This window comes from Rhodococcus sp. PML026, from assembly GCF_000963615.1.
GTDB classification, from domain to species: domain Bacteria; phylum Actinomycetota; class Actinomycetes; order Mycobacteriales; family Mycobacteriaceae; genus Rhodococcoides; species Rhodococcoides fascians.
The window spans coordinates 276,843-292,830 of the sequence record NZ_KQ031373.1 but is presented as its reverse complement, the minus strand read 5'-3'; the positions used below and the strand labels follow the sequence as shown (position 1 = coordinate 292,830).

General features: G+C 64.9%; 17 protein-coding genes and 1 tRNA gene. 12 read left to right on the top strand and 6 right to left on the bottom strand.

Annotation, left to right across the window (positions count from 1 at the left end):
- Positions 1–7 precede the first annotated feature (7 nt).
- Together VF34_RS11975 and VF34_RS11970 are read left to right on the top strand one after the other, a co-directional pair.
- Positions 8–1,801, top strand: a complete 1,794-nt coding sequence (locus VF34_RS11975; protein WP_045841465.1) for an ABC transporter ATP-binding protein — start codon at positions 8–10, stop codon at positions 1,799–1,801.
- Complete coding sequence (locus VF34_RS11970; protein ID WP_045841464.1) at positions 1,794–3,617, top strand: ABC transporter ATP-binding protein; 1,824 nt, start codon at positions 1,794–1,796, stop codon at positions 3,615–3,617. Before VF34_RS11975 ends, VF34_RS11970 begins: the two co-directional genes overlap by 8 nt.
- Here the strand turns inward: VF34_RS11970 and VF34_RS11965 are convergent.
- Positions 3,614–3,961, bottom strand: coding sequence for a hypothetical protein (locus tag VF34_RS11965; protein WP_032368652.1), 348 nt, complete (start codon positions 3,959–3,961; stop codon positions 3,614–3,616). The two genes, VF34_RS11970 and VF34_RS11965, sit on opposite strands and share 4 nt — an antisense overlap.
- Positions 3,962–4,260: 299 nt before the next feature.
- Here VF34_RS11965 and VF34_RS11960 point away from each other — a divergent pair, with 299 nt between their 5' ends.
- Positions 4,261–4,776 (top strand): putative glycolipid-binding domain-containing protein, encoded by a 516-nt coding sequence (locus VF34_RS11960; RefSeq protein ID WP_027494613.1) that lies wholly within the window; start codon positions 4,261–4,263, stop codon positions 4,774–4,776.
- Here VF34_RS11960 and VF34_RS11955 read toward each other — a convergent pair.
- On the bottom strand, positions 4,749–5,720 hold the full coding sequence (locus VF34_RS11955) for a prephenate dehydrogenase (RefSeq protein WP_045841661.1): 972 nt from the start codon (positions 5,718–5,720) through the stop codon (positions 4,749–4,751). The genes VF34_RS11960 and VF34_RS11955 overlap by 28 nt on opposite strands.
- 63 nt (positions 5,721–5,783) lie before the next feature.
- Between VF34_RS11955 and VF34_RS11950 the strand changes: the two genes are divergently transcribed.
- The 4 genes from VF34_RS11950 (at position 5,784) to VF34_RS11935 (ending at position 7,221) form a co-directional block, all read left to right on the top strand.
- Positions 5,784–6,323: a tRNA adenosine deaminase-associated protein gene (locus tag VF34_RS11950; RefSeq protein ID WP_027494611.1), complete on the top strand. Its 540-nt coding sequence runs from the start codon at positions 5,784–5,786 to the stop codon at positions 6,321–6,323.
- Between the two features lie 3 nt (positions 6,324–6,326).
- Positions 6,327–6,782, top strand: coding sequence for a nucleoside deaminase (locus tag VF34_RS11945; RefSeq protein ID WP_027494610.1), 456 nt, complete (start codon positions 6,327–6,329; stop codon positions 6,780–6,782).
- A 93-nt stretch (positions 6,783–6,875) separates the two neighbouring features.
- The gene (locus VF34_RS11940) at positions 6,876–7,073 is read left to right on the top strand and encodes a CsbD family protein (RefSeq protein ID WP_027494609.1); all 198 of its coding nucleotides are present in this window, start codon (positions 6,876–6,878) and stop codon (positions 7,071–7,073) included.
- A gap of 58 nt (positions 7,074–7,131) precedes the next feature.
- A tRNA-Ser gene (locus VF34_RS11935) sits at positions 7,132–7,221 on the top strand.
- Between the two features lie 491 nt (positions 7,222–7,712).
- Here VF34_RS11935 and VF34_RS11930 read toward each other — a convergent pair.
- From VF34_RS11930 to VF34_RS11920, 3 genes are read right to left on the bottom strand one after another with little or no spacing between them, the layout of a single operon-like run.
- A complete protein-coding gene (locus VF34_RS11930) occupies positions 7,713–8,189 on the bottom strand; it encodes a hypothetical protein (RefSeq protein WP_032399325.1) in 477 nt (158 codons plus the stop codon).
- Positions 8,190–8,212: 23 nt separating this feature from the next.
- Positions 8,213–9,127 (bottom strand): alpha/beta hydrolase family protein, encoded by a 915-nt coding sequence (locus VF34_RS11925; RefSeq protein WP_032367807.1) that lies wholly within the window; start codon positions 9,125–9,127, stop codon positions 8,213–8,215.
- Positions 9,124–10,134: a PHP domain-containing protein gene (locus tag VF34_RS11920; RefSeq protein WP_032367806.1), complete on the bottom strand. Its 1,011-nt coding sequence runs from the start codon at positions 10,132–10,134 to the stop codon at positions 9,124–9,126. The genes VF34_RS11925 and VF34_RS11920 overlap by 4 nt, the downstream gene beginning before the upstream one ends.
- Before the next feature lie 120 nt (positions 10,135–10,254).
- On the opposite strand from VF34_RS11920, the gene VF34_RS11915 reads away from it, so the two are divergent.
- Positions 10,255–10,944, top strand: coding sequence for a YceI family protein (locus VF34_RS11915; RefSeq protein ID WP_032367805.1), 690 nt, complete (start codon positions 10,255–10,257; stop codon positions 10,942–10,944).
- Here VF34_RS11915 and VF34_RS11910 read toward each other — a convergent pair.
- Entirely contained in the window at positions 10,925–11,830 is a 906-nt protein-coding gene (locus VF34_RS11910) for a sterol desaturase family protein (RefSeq protein WP_032367804.1), read from the bottom strand. The two genes, VF34_RS11915 and VF34_RS11910, sit on opposite strands and share 20 nt — an antisense overlap.
- Positions 11,831–11,901: 71 nt before the next feature.
- Here VF34_RS11910 and VF34_RS11905 point away from each other — a divergent pair, with 71 nt between their 5' ends.
- The 4 genes from VF34_RS11905 (at position 11,902) to VF34_RS11890 (ending at position 15,906) form a co-directional block, all read left to right on the top strand.
- Positions 11,902–12,357, top strand: a complete 456-nt coding sequence (locus tag VF34_RS11905; RefSeq protein ID WP_197077461.1) for a GNAT family N-acetyltransferase — start codon at positions 11,902–11,904, stop codon at positions 12,355–12,357.
- Between the two features lie 29 nt (positions 12,358–12,386).
- The gene (locus tag VF34_RS11900) at positions 12,387–12,845 is read left to right on the top strand and encodes an RrF2 family transcriptional regulator (protein WP_027494603.1); all 459 of its coding nucleotides are present in this window, start codon (positions 12,387–12,389) and stop codon (positions 12,843–12,845) included.
- Positions 12,846–12,928: 83 nt separating this feature from the next.
- Positions 12,929–13,615, top strand: coding sequence for a TetR/AcrR family transcriptional regulator (locus VF34_RS11895; protein WP_045841463.1), 687 nt, complete (start codon positions 12,929–12,931; stop codon positions 13,613–13,615).
- A 2-nt stretch (positions 13,616–13,617) separates the two neighbouring features.
- Positions 13,618–15,906, top strand: coding sequence for an MMPL family transporter (locus VF34_RS11890; RefSeq protein ID WP_027494601.1), 2,289 nt, complete (start codon positions 13,618–13,620; stop codon positions 15,904–15,906).
- Positions 15,907–15,988 lie beyond the last annotated feature (82 nt).

Below are 15,988 nucleotides of genomic sequence, written 5' to 3'. Positions count from 1 at the left end.
ACAACACGTGTCCACGGGTGTGCTCGACCCCGAAGCCCCAACCGTCGTTGAGTCGAACCCGAATGCTGCGCGGACACCCACGTCGCTGCAGCGTTTCGCGCCGTTCCTGGCCCCGTACAAGTGGTTCTACATCGGCTCCATCGTGGTCTCGCTCATCGCGACCCTGACCGGCCTCGTCATTCCGCTGGTGATGCAACGCGTCATCGACGGGCCCATCGCCGACCGCAACTTTTCCGCGGTGTGGTGGCCCGCGGCTTTGATCCTGCTGCTCGGCACCATCGACGCGGCCGGCATCTGGGTGCGGCGATACTTGGTGTCCCGCCCCTCCAGTCAGTTCGAGATCATTGCTCGGGCAACGGTATTCGACAAGCTGCAACGGCTGTCGGTCGCGGCGCACGAGAGTTGGGAATCGGGTCAGCTGCTCTCCCGTGCCATCGCCGATCTCGGGTCGCTGCGCCGGTTCATGGCGTTCATCGGCCCGTTCATCATCATCAATGCCGTCACGCTCGTCGTGGGTATCGGTGTATTGCTCGTTCAGGCATGGCAATTGGGTCTGATCATGTTGGTGACATCGGTTCCGCTGGTGATCGCCTGCACCAGGTTCGAGACGCTGTACCGCGTCGTCGCGCGTGATGCTCAGGACCAAGCGGGCGATGTGACGACGACGGTCGAGGAGTCCATTCAGGGCATCCGCGTTCTGAAGGCGTTCGGGCGAAGTGCGCACCTGGGCAAGCAGTTTCTGCGTCAGGCCTACACTCTTCGCGGTACCGAGCTGAAGAAGGTGCGCTATCTCGCGATCATCTGGGCGGTGATCGTCGGACTGCAGCCGATCACCATCGGCGCGATTCTGGCCGTGGGGACCTACTCGATCGTGCAGGGCACGATGACGGTCGGCACACTCGTCGCTGCCATCGCCATCGTCACGTTCCTGCTGTGGCCGATCGAATCCTTCGGATACCTGCTGGCGGAGTTGAACAACGCGCGGACCGCGGCGGATCGGTACTGGGAGATCATCGACACCCCGGAGACCGTGACGGATCCGGACAACCCCGTCGAATTGCCCGACACGATCTGTGGCCGAGTGCAGTTCGACCGCGTCGGATTCACATTTCCCGACGCGTCCTCTCCGCTGCTCACCGATGTCAGTTTTGTCGTCGAGCCGGGGGAGACCGTCGCGCTCGTTGGCAACACCGGCAGCGGAAAGACGGCACTGACCAACCTCGTTCCTCGTTTGTTCGACGCCACCGAGGGCACCATTTCGATCGACGGTATCGACGTGGCGTCGATGCGGCTGGCCGATCTGCGCTCGATCGTGTCGGTAGCGTTCGAGGATCCGGTGCTGTTCTCAGCCAGTGCGCGGGAGAACATCGCGCTCGGCTCTCCCGGCGCGTCCGATGCCGAGATCACCGAGGCACTGGAGATTGCCCACGCAACGGAATTCGTCGACCGGCTGCCGTGGGGCCTGGCCACGCGCATCGGTGAGCAGGGCATGAGTCTGTCGGGCGGGCAGCGGCAGCGACTCGCACTGGCCCGTGCGGTGCTGGGCAAGCCTCGGGTGCTCGTGCTCGACGACCCGCTCTCGGCACTCGATGTGGACACCGAGGCGAAAGTGCAGAAGGAACTACGTCGCGTGCTGGCCCATTCGACGACGTTGCTGGTGGCACACCGACCGTCGACTGCAGCGTTGGCCGACCGGGTGCTGTATCTGGAGAACGGAAGAATTGTGGAGCAGGGAACGCACGAGGGACTGCTGGCGTCGTCGCCGCGGTACCGCGACGTGATGGGGTCGATCCATGGCTGAGCAGACCGCAACCGCAGATTGGCGGGGAGTGGGCGGCGAGGACTCGGAGGTGGACGCCACCGGAAACCTGGTGTTGGCCGGGCGTTCTCGGCGGTTGCTCGCCTCGCTGGTGCGCCCGTACAAGAAGCAGGCACTGCTGTCTTTCGTCATCATCCTGATCGACAACATCACCTATGTGGCCGGCCCGCTGTTCGTCGCCTACGCCCTCGACAACGGCGTCGGTGCTGCCGGACAGGGTGATTGGGGTCCGCTGCTGTGGGCCGTGGGCGGATACACCGGCTTCGGCCTGCTCGGAATGTTCACCACCTACGCGTTTCTCACCGTCTCGGGCCGACTCAGTCAGAACATTCTCTACGACCTTCGTGGACGCGTGTTCGACCACGCGCAGAAACTCAGTCTGTCGTTCCACGAGAAATACACGTCGGGACGGTTGATCTCGCGGTTGACCAGTGACGTGGAGTCGTTGCAGACACTGCTCGAAAGTGCGCTCAACGACGCGTTGACGGCCATCCTGTCGATGGTCTCGATTGCCGTCATCCTCGTGTATCTCGATGTTCCGATGGCGATGATCGTGCTCGCCGGCTTCGTACCGCTGGTGCTCGTCACCCGGTGGTCACAGCGACGCCAACGCCAGGGATACCGTCGAACACGGGTGGCGATCGCGCGTGTGGTGGTTCATTTCGTGGAGTCGATGGGCGGAATCCGTGCCGTGCAGGTCTTTCGGCGTGAAGGTCGCAACGACGCGATCCTCGAGACCGAGGACTCGGAGTACCGAGACGCCACCACCGCGGCCTTGCGCGGCATGGCGAGCTACACCGGAATCGTTCGGTGGATCGGCAACGTCACTCTGGCGATCATCCTGGTGTTCGGTAGCTGGCGAGTGATCAACGGGCACATGGACGTCGGCGTGCTTGCCGCGTACGTGCTGTACCTTCGCCGGTTCTACGGCCCACTCGACGAGCTGGCGATGGTGTTCAATGCCTACCAGTCGGCCGCGGCTGCGCTGGAGAAGATCTCCGGCGTACTCGAGGAAGAACCGTCGGTGGTTGCCCCGAAGAACCCGGTGTCGATCGGAACGGTGAAGGGAGACATCACGTTCGACGACGTGCACTTCTCCTACGGCACCGAGCGCGTCGTGCTGCCGGAGTTCTCGCTGCACGTGCCGGCGGGTCAGGTGGTTGCCATGGTCGGCGCGACCGGAGCCGGAAAGTCGACGTTGGCAAAGCTGTTGGCGCGCTTCTACGATCCGACCTCCGGATCCGTGCGACTCGACGGCATCGACATGCGCGACATCTCCGACGAGGACCTGCGCCGCAACGTCGTCATGGTGACACAGGAATCGTTCCTGTTCTCCGGCTCGGTGGCCGACAACATCCGCCTCGGGCGTCCCGACGCGACGGACGCCGAGGTCCGCGCTGCCGCCGAGGCAGTCGGACTGACCGAGTTCATCGCCTCGCTCCCCGAAGGGATCGATACCGACGTGCGTAAGCGCGGAGGCCGATTGTCCTCGGGCCAAAGGCAATTGGTGGCGTTCGCGAGGGTGTTCCTCGCTGCGCCGTCGGTGATCGTGCTCGACGAGGCAACGTCGAGTCTCGACATCCCGAGCGAGCGGTTGGTGCAGCGCGCACTCGAAACGATTCTGCAGGGCCGGACGGCGTTGATCATCGCGCACCGCTTGTCGACGGTGGCCATCGCGGACCGCGTCCTCGTCATGGCGGACGGGAACATCGTCGAGGACGGCACCCCGGCGGACCTCATTGCGGGAGAGGGCCGCTTCGCGCACCTGCACGAGGCGTGGGAGGACTCGCTCGTCTAGGTCCAGGGGGTGATCGGCGGCTTGACCCACATGATCTTCTCGTCGGCGTGCTGGGGCGTCGCCCCGTCGTGACCCGGGTGCTCGGCTGCCCACGCGGATTTGCGGTCGAGCAACTCGGCCACGATGGTCCACGTTTCCATCGTGCTCGGTGGATGCAGGTCGGCTGCGCGGGCCAGTTTTCGACGGGTGGCGTCGGTGAGATCGAGCAGTTCCGCGCCGCTGATGCCGCGCTCCCAGACGTAGCGCGCCAGAGCGGTGGCCTTGTCCTGTCGGCTCTTCGCGGCCTGCTCGGAATGCGCGAAATCGAACTGGCCGCCGCCTGGGTTCCCTGTCGTCACGGCCATCACCTTAGTAATCGTGAGCGAAATCGACAGGGCCCGGCCGCTGTAAGGCGTCGCACACGGTAGCGGGCCAGAAGTCGACGTCGACGAGGTCGGCCGAGGCCGAGCGCAGCATGAACGGCCGGGTCGGTGCAAAAGAAAAGTCGCGTCCGCTTGTTCTACAGGGGGCCCTGTCGCATACCGTAGGACCTGTGATCACTCAAGCATCGGGTGCAGAGCACGTCTCCGTTCCCGCAACCGCCACCACCGACGCGAAATCCTGGCCCTCGATCCTGACGTGGCGAGCGCACGACGTTCCCCGCATGGAGTCCGTGCGCGTCCAGCTTTCCGGCAACCGCATCAAAGCTGCCGGACGCATCATCGGGGCCGCCTGCAGTGATCATCCCGCGTTCAGTGCGTCGTACGACCTGGTGACCGACGAATACGGCGTCACCAAGAGGCTCTCGGTGCGCACCTCGCTCGCGTCGGGTGACCGGCAGGCCTCGGTCAGCCGCGACGACGAGGGCTACTGGATGGTGGAGAACTCCGCCAACCACCAGCGCTCGACCTACAGCGGTGCCCTCGACGTCGACATGGTGCTCAGCCCGTTCTTCAACACCCTGCCGATCCGACGATTCGGTCTGCACACCCAGGTCCAGGACCTCGAGGTGCCGACGGTCTACGTCAACCTCCTCGATCTGAGCATCCAGGAAGCGACGCTGACCTACAGCAGCGGCGCGCACGGCATCCACGTCATCTCGCCGGTCTCGACATCGTCGGTGACGGTCGACGCCGACGGCTTCGTCGTCGACTACCCGGGACTCGCCGAGCGGATCTGACGCACGACGCCACCGCGTCGCCCCGCGTCCTGCAGGTTCTCTCGCCACCCCGGCTCGCCCGGGGTGACGTCGGTGATGTCGAATCGCTGATGCTCCTCGTACTGCAGTCGCGCTGCGTGTCCGGCGTCGACCAGCGTTTCGGTCGAGTTCTCGTCCAATTTTTCGCGCGCTGCGGTGAGCGTATGCAGCGCCTCGTCGAGCGTGGTTCGTAGCGCGGTCGCGTTGCCCTCGGTCATCGCACGGACAAGGTTCGGGGCCGAGGACGCCACCCGGGTGCCGTCGCGAAACGACCCCGCGGCGAGCCCGAGCGCCAACGGCCCACCCGCGGCCCCCACGATCGCCAACGCCTCGGCCAGCAGATGCGGTAGGTGCGAGATGCGGGCGACGGCGCTGTCGTGCTCGACGCTGCCGGCCGGAACGACCACCGAACCGCAGGCCAGGGCCAGCTGGGCCACCCGCACCCACACGTCGGCGTCGACACCGGAATCCGTGGACACCACCCAGACCGCGTCGGCGAACAGTGCCGGGTCCGTCGCCGACCAGCCCGAGTGGTTGGTACCCGCCATCGGATGGCCGCCGACATAGCGGGCCTGTAGTCCGCGAGCAGCGACGGCCGCGGCAACCTCGGCCTTGACGCTCACCACGTCGGTGATCGGGGCGGTGGGTGCGTGCTCGGCGATGGCCTGCAGAGCGGAGTCGACGGCAGGCATCGGAACGGCGATGACGATCAGCGCATCCTCATCTGCAGCCCTGGTCAGGGCGGTTGCCAGATCGGTGCCGACGTCATAGCCATCGTCCGCAGCCCCGGCGATCGCGTCGGCCGATCGGTTCCAGCCCCACACCCGGCGACCGGCGTCGTGCGCCGCCCGCAGAATCGACCCACCGATCAGTCCCAGACCGAGAACGCACACCGAAGAAGAAGTCACCCGATCAGATTGGCACAGGTGGGTGACTTCCAAGGGAGGTGGACTTCGAATACCGGCACCTACCGGACTACCGTTGCGCACATGGCCGCACAGCGCGCGAACAACAACCGTGCCTCCGCATCGGAGTACGACGACCTCGAAGGATTCGGCGTTGCAGTTGTCCGAGAGGACGGCAAGTGGACCGTGACGCCACTGTCCGACGACGCACTGACCAGCCTGTCGGCAGCAGAGACCGAATTGCGTGAACTACGCAGCTCGGGAGCGGTGTTCGGACTGCTCGACGTGGACGAGGAATTCTTCGTCATCCTGCGTCCCGCACCCAACGGCACCCGCCTACTGCTGTCCGACGCGGTCGCCGCCGTCGACTACGAAATCGCCGCCGACGTCCTCGACGCACTCAACATCGAGATCCCCGACGTCGACCCCGACGAACTCGACGACATCGAACCCTACGAGGAAGGCGACCTCGCTCTCCTCGCCGACCTGGGCCTGCCCGAGGCAGTCCTGGGCATCATCGTCGCCGAGACCGACGACTACCCGGACGAACAACTGCAATCCATCGCCGAGCGCCTGGGCTTCGAGGACGAATTCGCCGCAGCGGTGAACAAGCTGCGGCGGTAACCGATGCCGCTGCCCGACGCGGACATGATCCGCGCAGCGCTGTCGGCCGCAGCCGAGGCATCGGACGCCGACGTCCCCGTCGGAGCCGTCGTGTACGACGCGTCGGGACGTGAGATCGCGCGAGCCTGCAATGCGCGGGAGGCGTCGGGCGACCCCACTGCGCACGCCGAAGTGCTCGCATTGCGTCGAGCAGCCGCCGTCCACGGAGACGGCTGGCGGCTCGAAAACTGCACTCTTGCAGTCACTTTGGAACCCTGCACGATGTGCGCCGGTGCCCTCGTTGCGGCCCGCGTCGGCACCGTGGTGTTCGGAGCCTGGGAACCGAAAACCGGGGCCGTTGGCTCGCTGTGGGACGTCGTCCGAGACCGTCGACTCACCCACCGCCCACAGGTGCGCGGGGGAGTGTTGGAAGCCGAATGCGCCGAAGTGCTGACCCAGTTCTTCGCCCGCCAGAGATAACGATCTCGTCACGGGGTGGCCGGAATGTCCAACATTGGGGAGGGTGGAGGGCAGGGCGCAACGCTGCGCTCCGAACTTGCGAAGGAGACACTCATGGGACTCGACGACAAGATCTCGAACAAGACCGAAGACCTCGGCGGCAAGGCAAAAGAAGCCGCAGGTTCGGCAACCGGAGACAGGGACCTCGAAGCAGAGGGCAAGGGCGATCAGACCTCCGCCGCATTCAAAGACGGTGCCGAGAAGGTCAAGGACGCGGCCTCGAACATCAAGGACAAGCTCACCGGCAAGTAACTTTGCGCTCTGAGCAGGCGATTTAGCCTCAGGCGCTCATTCCGGTACAGTCTTCTGCGGTGGCGTGTCCGAGCGGCCTAAGGAGCACGCCTCGAAAGCGTGTGAGGGTTCACCCCCTCCGAGGGTTCAAATCCCTCCGCCACCGCCAAGACTCCCCACCCCACCCGATCCGTCGGGTGGGGAGTTTTTTGTGCGCGGGGTGGGGTGGCTGGGTGTTGCTCGGCAAACGCGCGCGCATTCGTCAGACGCGAGCGAATTTGCCATCGATTCGGGGTCTACTTCGCGCGCACCTGGCAAACGCGCGCGCGTTTGCGGGATCACCAGGGCCCGGGCATCGAACCCCCAGGGCCCGGACGGGATCACCGGGCGGGTGTAGCTCGGCAAACGCGCGCGCATTCGTCAGACGCGTTCAGATTCGCCTCCGATTCGGGGTCTATTTCGCGCGCACCTAGCAAACGCGCGCGCGTTTGCGGGATCACCAGGGCCCGGGCGGGATCACCGGGCGGGTGTTACGCGGCAAACGCGCGCGCATTCGTCAGATGCGTTCACATTCGCCACCGATTCGGGGTCTACTTCGCGCGCACCTGGCAAACGCGCGCGCGTTTGCGGCGGTAGAGGGGCGGCGACCGACTCAGACGCTCAGCATTGCCCCGCGCCCGCGGCGTCGAGTCCCCGCAGAATTTCGCCTTGATCGGCCTCGGGCACCTTGGACCAACTCGGCGCGGTGGTCATTTCGCTGCGCAGACCCTCGACGGATTTCGCACGATCGGAGATTCCAGTTTGCTCCAGTGCATCGATGGACGGGAGAAACTGGGTGCAGGTCTGACGGTAGAGATCGTCGCCGGTGACGCCTCCGGTTCCTCCGGTCACCGCGGGGTCGGCTGGATCAGCGGCGGGCGGTGCCTCTGGAGCCGGGCTGTCAGCGGGTGCATCGGCCGTCGGCGTGGCAGCTGCCGTGGTCGCCTGTGTCGTCGTAGCCGGAGCTGACGTGGCTTGAACGGACGTGGCTTGAACGGACGTGGTCGACGCGTTCTCGGTCGACGCGTCGTCGCCGCATCCGGCTACCGAGGTGGCCACGATCAGCCCGAGCAATCCGGTCGCGATCTTTCGTTTCATCGCCACTGTGTACCACCTGCCGCTCAGAGGAGTGTCTGCGCGCGCCCGGTGATGGTGCTCAGTGCGGTGGACCAGGCGATGTGCTTGGGGTCCAAAAACGCTCCGTGTCCGGCTCCGGGCAGTACGACCAGCTCGGGGTCCGTGCTCCCTGCGCGGGTGGCGGCGTCGACGTACACGCGGCTCTGGTTCACCGACACGGTCTGGTCTGCATCACCGTGCAGCGCGGTCAGCGGGACGTCGAGCGGGAGGTATTCGATGGGGGAGGCGATCTTGTACCGACCGGGAACGTCGTTGGGCATGCCGCCGAGGAATGCGGGCACGAACTTGTCGTTGCCGATGTTCGCCGCCCGTTTCATGTCGAACACCCCGGCCATGATGGTGGCACTGCGCGGCCGGATTCTGGGGTCCGCTCCCGGTGCGTCGATCGGCATCAGATGACGCGCAGCGACCCACGCGGCAAGCTGTCCGCCGGCCGAATGTCCGGCGACATGCACTCGATCGAGGTCGAGTCGCCCGTCGGCGGCGTTCTGTACGACGGTTGCCAGTGCCTCGGTGGCGTCGTCGACGTCGGTGAGGGTGTTGGCCCAGTTGTTCGGTCCGCGCCGATATTCGACGTTCCACACGGCGATGCCCTGGTCTGCGATGGCCTTGGACATCTGCTGGAAGTACGACAGATCGAGGTTCTCCTGCCATCCACCGCCGTGGATCATCACCACCACAGGCAGTGACGTCGCCGTGTTGGCAGGGAGATACAGGTCTCCGATGTTGTCGGGTTGGTACCCGTACTTCAGCCGGATCGGATCTCCGGTCGGTCCCGAAACAGGTTGCAGTGCAGCCGAATACGTCTCTGCTGTGCTCGGTGAGGATGCGGTGTCCGTGGAACTGCAGCCGACCAGCGTGACAGCGAGCAGGCCGGACAGGAAGTGGCGACGATTCACGTGCCCTGAGCCGTCCAATCGAGCAGCTCGGACAGCGACCAGGTGTTGATGACGCGATCGGCGGGAACGCCTTGGGCTTCGGCGCGGACACAGCCGTAGCCCTGCCAGTCGAGCTGGCCCGGTGCGTGTGCGTCGGTATCGATGGAGAAGAGGCAGTCGCGTTCGAGGGCGATGTCGATCAGGCGCTCGGGCGGGTCCTGGCGTTCGGGCCTGGCGTTGATCTCCACCGCGGTGCCGAACTGTCGGCATCCCTCGAATACCACCGGGGCGTCGAACGTCGACTCGGGCCGCTTTCCCCGGCCGCCCTCGACCAGTCGGCCGGTGCAGTGACCGAGTACGTCGACGTGCGGATTCGCGATGGCGGTGACCATGCGTTTCGTCATCGCCACAGAATCGGCCCGCAGGTTCGAGTGCACGCTGGCCACCACCACGTCCAGCTCGGCGAGCAATCCCTCGTCCTGATCCAGCGAACCGTCGTCGAGGATGTCCACTTCGATTCCGGTGAGGATGCGGAACGGCGCGAGTTGCTCGTTGAGCTCGGCGATGATGTCGAGTTGTTTTCGCAGACGCTCAGCGCTGAGCCCGTTGGCGACCTTGAGCCGCGGTGAATGATCGGTCAGCGCGCAGTACTCGTGCCCGAGGTTCTTGGCGGTGCGCATCATCTCGTCGATGGGGCTGCCGCCGTCGGACCAATTGGAGTGGGTGTGCAGATCGCCTTTGAGTGCGGCTCGTAGTGCGTTGTTGCCGATGGGTTCTGCGGCATCGCGTTGTTCGGCCAGGTAGTCCGGAACGTCCTGGGTCAGCGCCTGCCGGATGATCAGCGAGGTCTTGGCACCGATTCCGGCCAACGACGACCAGCTGTCCGCCTTCTCGTGCTCGGATCGTTGTGCAGGAGAAAGTGATTCGACAACATCCGCGGCTCGGCGGTAGGCCTTGACGCGATGGGTGTCCGAGCGCGAACGCTCGAGCCAGAAGCCGATCTCACGAAGTGCCTCCACCGGATCCATGGGTTCCATTGTGCCTGGCACCACCGACACCTGCGCACGGGGTAATCGGACAAAATTCTCAGGGAGTTGCCAGGTCGCTCACTCCCCATGGGCTTGAAGCTGCAACTATCATCGTCGGTCATGACCAAGAAATGGTGGACAGTCGGCGTCGTTGTCGTAGTGCTCGTGGCCCTCGGGCTGTATTTCGGCCCCAAGATCTACGCGTCCTTCCAGGAGGACGACGCTCCGGCGGCGACCGTCGACACCTCCGGTGCGCAGGCCGCCACCACCGACGATCTGAACGGCACCTGGACGGTGACGGCAGGCGATACGTCGAACAAGACCGCGGCCGGCTACACCGTCGACGAGGTGCTCAACGGATCCGACGTGACCGTCGTCGGGTCGACGCCCGAGGTCAGCGGCTCGGTGACCGTGGCGGATAATTCGTTGACCGCCGGTGAGGTTGTGGTGCAGACCAATTCGATCACCACCGACAGTGACCGTCGAGACGGTCAGTTCCGCGGCAACATCTTCGACACCGCGACATATCCGACGGCGACGTTCACCATCGACCAGCCCGTCGACCTCTCGTCGTTGCCCAAGGACGGCACCACCCAAACCGTCACGGCGGAAGGCACATTGACGCTCAAGGATCAGACGCGTCCGGTGTCGGTCGAGATGGAGGTGCTGCAGTCCGGTGACACGCTCATCGCGTCGGGTGCAATTCCGACGACGTGGTCGGACTACGGCATCGAGCCGCCGTCGCTCGGTTTCGTGACCGTCGAGGGCTCGGGAACCGTCGACTTCCTGATCAATCTGAGTCGGCAGTAGCCCGTTCTCGTGGGGCCGCCGGTGTCCATCCCGGCGGTCCGACGACGTATCCGACGCGTTCCTTCCATGACCTCGATGCCGCGACATCCCGTGCGATGTTGCGGTATTCGTGTGTTTGGAGCGTCCAGATGTTGAACGTGTCGACGGGCTTGGTCAGTCCGTAGTTCGGTCGCTGCACTTCGTCGGCGTAGCTGCCGAACAGGCGGTCCCAGACGATGAGGATGCCGCCGTAGTTCTTGTCGAGGTACTGCGGATCGCGACCGTGATGGACGCGGTGGTGCGAGGGCGTGTTGAAGACGAACTCGAACGGCCGCGGCAACTTGTCGATCCGCTCGGTGTGTACCCAGAACTGGTAGACGAGATTGATCGAGAAGCCCACGAACACCATCCACGGTGGCATCCCCAGCAGCGGCAGCGGCAGCCACATGATGATCTCGCCGCTGTTGTTCCACTTCTGCCGCAGCGCCGCGGCGAAGTTGAAGTACTCGCTCGAATGGTGAGCCTGATGGGTCGCCCAGATCAGTCGGGTTCGGTGTGCGATGCGGTGGTAGCCGTAGAACAGCAGATCGACGCCCAGGATCAGGATGACCCACGTGTACCAGGCATCGGCGGGTAGATGCCACGGCGCGATGTAGACGTAGATGGCCGTGTAGCCGATCAGGGCCAGCGCTTTCCACGCAGTCGTGGTTGCGATCGAAACCAAACCCATGCTCAGGCTCGCCCGTGCGTCCCGGGCCGAATACGCGCCGGGGGTTCCGTCTTCGAGTTTCTTCGCCGCGATCCACTCGATCGCCAGCAGTAGCGCGAACGCGGGGACGGCCAGGGCAACCGGATCCCGCAGCGGTTCGGGTAGCGAGTTCCACGCCGATGCGAGTTGGTCCCTCATGTGTACGGCCTTCCGTGCGTGACACTGCTGTTCGAAGTGTAACGACAGTATGGTGATCGTAGTCTCGACGCGTGAAAATTCGTAGCCGCCGTTCCGGGGATATGGCGTTCTGTGTGACCGCGCTGGCGACGGTGCACGAGGCAGACGGGTATCCCGCACTGTGGCCCGAGGATCCGGCCGCCTGGTTGCGCTCGGCAACGCAGGTCGCCGCATGGGTAGCGGAGTCGAATGACCGGATCGTCGGCCACCTGGCACTCGACCTGGTCGACAACGGGCTGGTGGTCTCGCGATTGTTCGTCCGTCCCGAGTGCCGGGGCACAGGCGCAGCCGCGGCCTTGTTGGACGCCGCAGTGGCGTATGCGGTGGAACGGTCGGTTGCTATCGAACTGCACGTGGAACACGGCTCGGCTGCGGCGATCGCGTTCTACGAGAAGTCGGGTTGGATCAGGACCGGTACCGCGCCCGCGGACTGGGTGTTGCCCGACGGGCGCAGAGCCGTCGAACATCGGTACGTACCCGGTCGCTAATTTCCTATCGAAATGATAGGAATTGAATCGTGCACATCACGGCGAAAGCGGACTACGCGGTGCGGACTCTCGTCGAGCTCGCCGCGGTCGGCGGCCGAGCACCCGCCAAGGCCGAGGCGCTGGCCGCCGCGCAAGGGATACCGCACAAATTTCTCGAGTCGGTGCTCTCCGACCTGCGTCGCGCCGAGTTGGTGCGAAGTAGAAGGGGGCCCGACGGCGGATACTGGCTCGCGCGGGAGGCGTCGAACATTTCCGTCGCGGACGTGATGCGTGCCGTCGAGGGACCGCTCGCATCGGTGCGCGGGCAACGGCCCGAGGATGCGCAGTATGCCGGTCCCGCCGAGCCGTTGACGCGGGTGTGGCTGGCCGTCCGCGTCAATCTGCGTGCGGTTCTCGAATCGGTATCGCTGGCCGACATCGTCGACGACGACCTCCCGGATTTTGTCGGAGAGCTGATCAGCGAGCCGACCGCATGGTCCCGTCGATGACCTGAGTCACAGTCGGACGCCGATGTGGCGCGGTCGTCAATATTGCACAGCTCTGCAAACTTGCCGAGCTGTGCAACTTCCGTATGTTGGACAGGGTGACCACCCCGACCGGCCTTCGCGATCAGAAGAAGGCAGCCACCCGCGACGCCCTCGGCATCGCCGCAGTCCGTCTGGGAAAAGAGCACGGACTCGATGCCGTGACGGCCGACGCCATCGCACACGAAGCCGGAGTGTCGACCCGAACGTTCCACAACTACTTCTCCAACAAGGAAGAAGCGGTACTCCACAACATCGAGGCCTCGGCTCTGGAATGGTTCGAGCTGCTTCGCGCCAGACCCGAGGCCGAACCCATCTGGGATTCGCTGCAGCACATCGCCGTCAACCTGGTCGCCGACCCCGGCCGCGACCTCGACGACACATTCGCCGCAGCACGACTCATCGAGGCCAACCCGGCGCTGATGGCACGCAAGCTCGAAATGCACCACTCGCTCACCCGCAAACTCGGCGAGGCAATCGCCGAACGCACCGGAACCGATATCGATTCCGACCTCTACCCCAACCTGCTGCAAATGGCAGTCGGCGGTGCCGTGACCGCCGCACTGAACCTGTGGATCAACGACCCCGGCGGAGAGAACACTCCGAAAGCACTCGTGGAGAACGCATTTCAGCAACTCCGCGCCGGAATCCCCGAGCCTGTGGGTCATTCCGCAGGCTCCACTCCCAAGCCTGAATCTCGCCAGCACGTATCCGATAACAACCGAGGAGCCTGACAGTGGCCACCTATCTGTACCGAATCGGCAGATTCGCCTACCGCCGCAAGGGGGTCGTCCTCGGCCTCTGGCTCGTCATTCTGATCCTGGCCGGAGTGGGCGCAGCCACGCTGTCCGCGCCTACCGTCAACTCGTTCAGCATCCCCGGAACGCCTGCTCAGGCCGCATTGGATCTGCAGAAGGAACGATTCGGCGGAGCCGAGGATCCCCTTCAGGCCGTCAACGCCGAGTACGTGTTCCAGGCACCCGACGGTCAGTCGCTCGATACCCCGCAGTACACCTCGGCCATCGACGCCACGATCGCCGAGATCGAGAAGGTCGATGCGGCCAAGCCGGCGGAAGGCGCTCCGCCGCTTGCCGATCCGGTCGAGGCGAACAAGGCCATCGTGCAGCAGTACACCGACGCAGCCGCCGAGGCAGGAACGCCGGCCGACAAGGTGGCAGCCGACGCGGCAGCCACGTCGCCGTTGAGCCCCAACGGCAACGTCGGCACCGTCACGGTTCCGATCAACGTCGAGCTGGCCGACGTCACCGACGCGATTCGCAGCGATCTCGATGCCGCGGCGCAACCCGCGCGTGACGCAGGACTGACCGTCATCCTCGGTGGCACCGTCGCCCAGGAGAACCCGTCGCCCGGTGGAAGTTCGGAGATCGTCGGTCTGGCCGTCGCCGCCATCGTGCTTCTCATCATGTTCGGCTCGGCCGCCGCTGCCAGCCTGCCGCTGATCACCGCGATCGTCGGTATCGGTATTTCGAGTCTGGCCATCACGACGGCCTCCGGGTTCGCGAGCCTGTCCTCGTTCACCCCGATTCTCGCGATCATGATCGGGCTCGCCGTCGCGATCGACTACTCGCTGTTCATCCTCGCGCGCTACCGGCACGAGCTCACGCTCACCGACAACCGCGAAGAAGCAGTCGGTCGAGCGGTCGGTACCGCCGGATCAGCCGTCGTGTTCGCCGGCGCGACCGTGCTCATCGCCCTCGTCGCCCTGCGCGTCGTCGGCATCCCGTTCCTGTCGCAGATGGGTCTGGCAGCAGGCTTCGCGGTGTTCATCGCGGTACTCATCGCCCTGACGTTCCTGCCTGCCATGCTGGGCGTCTACAAGGGCAAGGCCTTCGCGGGCAAGCTCAAGTTCGTCAACACCACCGATCCGGAGGACCCGAACGCAACCCCCACCAACGGTCTTCGGTGGGCACGATTCCTGGTCAAGAAGCCGATCCTCGGCCTCGTCGGAGGCATCGTGCTGCTCGGTGTCATCGCGGGCCCGACCACCGGGTTGTCGCTGGCTCTCCCGTCGATCGCCACCTCGGACCCGTCCACGCCTGCCCGTCAGGCCTACGACATCACCGAAGAGGCATTCGGGCCGGGACGTAACGGCCCGCTGCTCGTCATCGCCGACGCGTCCGACGTCGCCGAGGCCGACCGCACCGCGTCCTTCGGCAAGGTCATCGAGACGATCACCGCACAATCCGACGTGACGAATGCGCAGATCGTTGCCGTCAATCCGGCGGGTGACACCGCGCAGATACTCGTCACCCCGTCGAGCACACCCAACAGTGACCAGACGAAGGCGCTCGTGACCAACCTGCGCGATGCCGAGAGCGGATTGCAGGAGAGCTCGGGCGTCTCCTACGGAGTGACGGGCGAAACCGCGATCGGGATCGACATCTCGGAGCGGCTGCAGAGCGCGCTGATTCCGTACCTGGCCGTGGTCGTCGGACTGGCGTTCGTGCTGCTGATGCTGGTGTTCCGCTCGATTCTGGTGCCGCTGACGGCAACTGTCGGGTTCCTGCTCAGCGTGCTCGCCACCTTCGGCGCGACGGTGTTCATCTTCCAAGAGGGCGGGCTCGGCATCATTTCCAACCCGCAGCCGATCGTCAGCTTCATGCCGATCTTCCTCATCGGTGTGGTGTTCGGCCTCGCGATGGACTACCAGGTGTTCCTCGTCTCGCGCATGCGTGAGGAGTTCGTCCACGGCGCGGCCGCCAAGGACGCCGTCGTCAACGGCTTCAAGTACGGCGCACGCGTGGTCACCTCGGCAGCGGTCATCATGATCTCGGTGTTTGCCGCCTTCATCGCCGAGCCGGACTCGTTCATCAAGTCCATCGGCTTCGCATTGGCCGCCGCCGTCTTCTTCGACGCGTTCGTCGTCCGTATGGTGCTGATTCCGTCGGTGATGGCGCTACTGGGCGACAAAGCCTGGTGGTTGCCGAAGTGGCTGGACAAGATCCTGCCCAACGTCGACATCGAAGGGGCCAAGCTGAAGACGGCCCCGGAGAAGCGCGCGTAGTACTCGCGTCGCAGCTGAGAGGCCGAAGATTGCTCGTAATACTCGAAACGGAGAGACTGTTATCCATGTGTACGAGTAATCT

Coding starts and splice junctions, on each gene's coding strand:
- VF34_RS11945 (WP_027494610.1), top strand. CDS start 6,327: ATGCCGCTGCCCGACGCGGACATGATCCGCGCAGCGCTGTCGGCCGCA.
- VF34_RS11965 (WP_032368652.1), bottom strand. CDS start 3,961: ATGGCCGTGACGACAGGGAACCCAGGCGGCGGCCAGTTCGATTTCGCG.
- VF34_RS11970 (WP_045841464.1), top strand. CDS start 1,794: ATGGCTGAGCAGACCGCAACCGCAGATTGGCGGGGAGTGGGCGGCGAG.
- VF34_RS11920 (WP_032367806.1), bottom strand. CDS start 10,134: ATGGATCCGGTGGAGGCACTTCGTGAGATCGGCTTCTGGCTCGAGCGT.
- VF34_RS11960 (WP_027494613.1), top strand. CDS start 4,261: ATGGAGTCCGTGCGCGTCCAGCTTTCCGGCAACCGCATCAAAGCTGCC.
- VF34_RS11915 (WP_032367805.1), top strand. CDS start 10,255: ATGACCAAGAAATGGTGGACAGTCGGCGTCGTTGTCGTAGTGCTCGTG.
- VF34_RS11895 (WP_045841463.1), top strand. CDS start 12,929: ATGTTGGACAGGGTGACCACCCCGACCGGCCTTCGCGATCAGAAGAAG.
- VF34_RS11930 (WP_032399325.1), bottom strand. CDS start 8,189: ATGAAACGAAAGATCGCGACCGGATTGCTCGGGCTGATCGTGGCCACC.
- VF34_RS11950 (WP_027494611.1), top strand. CDS start 5,784: ATGGCCGCACAGCGCGCGAACAACAACCGTGCCTCCGCATCGGAGTAC.
- VF34_RS11940 (WP_027494609.1), top strand. CDS start 6,876: ATGGGACTCGACGACAAGATCTCGAACAAGACCGAAGACCTCGGCGGC.
- VF34_RS11910 (WP_032367804.1), bottom strand. CDS start 11,830: ATGAGGGACCAACTCGCATCGGCGTGGAACTCGCTACCCGAACCGCTG.